This window comes from Jannaschia helgolandensis (assembly GCF_900109285.1).
GTDB lineage: Bacteria > Pseudomonadota > Alphaproteobacteria > Rhodobacterales > Rhodobacteraceae > Jannaschia > Jannaschia helgolandensis.
Genome location: NZ_FNZQ01000013.1, coordinates 1 through 1,424, shown reverse-complemented (window position 1 = coordinate 1,424; position 1,424 = coordinate 1). Strand labels below are relative to the sequence as shown.

General features: G+C 61.2%; 1 protein-coding gene. It reads left to right on the top strand.

Annotated elements, in window-relative coordinates; all coding sequences use genetic code 11:
• Positions 1-158: 158 nt before the first annotated feature.
• Positions 159-1,370, top strand: coding sequence for an IS256 family transposase (locus BMY38_RS17810; protein WP_092765400.1), 1,212 nt, complete (start codon positions 159-161; stop codon positions 1,368-1,370).
• Positions 1,371-1,424: the final 54 nt, after the last annotated feature.

The following is a 1,424-nucleotide window of genomic DNA, read 5'->3' as shown; positions in this document are numbered from 1 at the left end:
GGTAGTGCCCCGGGTGGTGGTGTAATTCCGACGGTAGCGTGGGCTGAGCGGAGCCACGCGTAGCTCAGGCGAAGCCCACGCGGGTTGCCGGGCGGCCATGGACGTTCTCCGGTAGGGTTTGGGTTGGAAACCTGACCTACCGATCAAGGAGATCACCCATGACCAAGAGCACGATATCAGAAACAGCCGCGTTGAAAGCGCTTCTTTCGGAGACTGCCGATCATCAGATCCTGGCCGAGATGCTGGGGTTTGTGGCCGACCGGCTGATGGCATTGGATGTGGACCAACTGTGCGGTGCCCAGGCACATGAACGCGCGGCCGAACGACTTAACCACCGGAACGGGTATCGTGAACGTCGCTGGGAGACCCGGGCCGGGACTGTCGGTGTTCAGATTCCCAAACTGCGGAAAGGGTCGTATTTCCCCGAGTTCCTGGAGCCTCGTCGCGCTTCGGAAAAGGCCATGACGGCGGTGATTCAGGAAGCCTACATTCAGGGCGTATCAACGCGCTCGGTCGATGATCTGGTCAAGACGATGGGCATGACAGGCATCTCCAAGAGCCAGGTCTCGCGCCTGTGCGGCGAGATCGATGAAAGGGTGGACGCCTTCCTTGACCGGCCGCTGGAGGGTGAATGGCCCTACCTCTGGCTGGACGCCACCTACATCAAGGTCCGGCGCTCGGGGCGGATCGTCAGCGTCGCGGCCATAGTGGCGGTTGCGGTCAATCTGGACGGGCGGCGCGAGGTTCTGGGCATCGCGATCCAGCCCAGCGAGGCCGAGGTATTCTGGGATGAATTCCTGCGCGCTCTGGCGGATCGGGGCCTGCGCGGCGTCAAGCTGATCATCGCGGATGAACACAAAGGTCTGAAGGCCGCTGCCGCCAAAGTGCTGGGTGCGACGATCCAGCGCTGTCGCGTGCATTTCATGCGCAATGCCTTGGCCTGCGTCGGCAAAAAGGACCGGCCCATCGTCACTGCGGCGCTCAGGACGGCCTTTGATCAAGACACGCTGGCAGATTCCAAAGAACACTGGGTCAAGCTGATCGAGGCCTTCCGTCCACGTCACGCCAAGCTCGCCGAGCTGATGGTGCGCGCCGAAGACGACGTGCTGGCCTACAAGACTTTCCCGCAGGCTCACTGGCGGCAAATCCACTCAACCAATCCGCTTGAGCGCCTGAACAAAGAAATCAAGCGTCGCACCAATGTCGTCGGTATTTTCCCCAACGAGCCAGCCATCAAACGTCTCGTCGGTGCCCTGATGCTGGAGCAAAATGACGAATGGGCGGTCACGCGCCGTTACATGACGCTGGAAACCGTCGCCACCGTCTGCGAGGATAACACCATGGACCTGGCGAAAATCGCCGCCCTGTAAACCGGCTCAGCACCCAGCCGGAGAACAAATTACACCACGTCCGTGGACGCTACC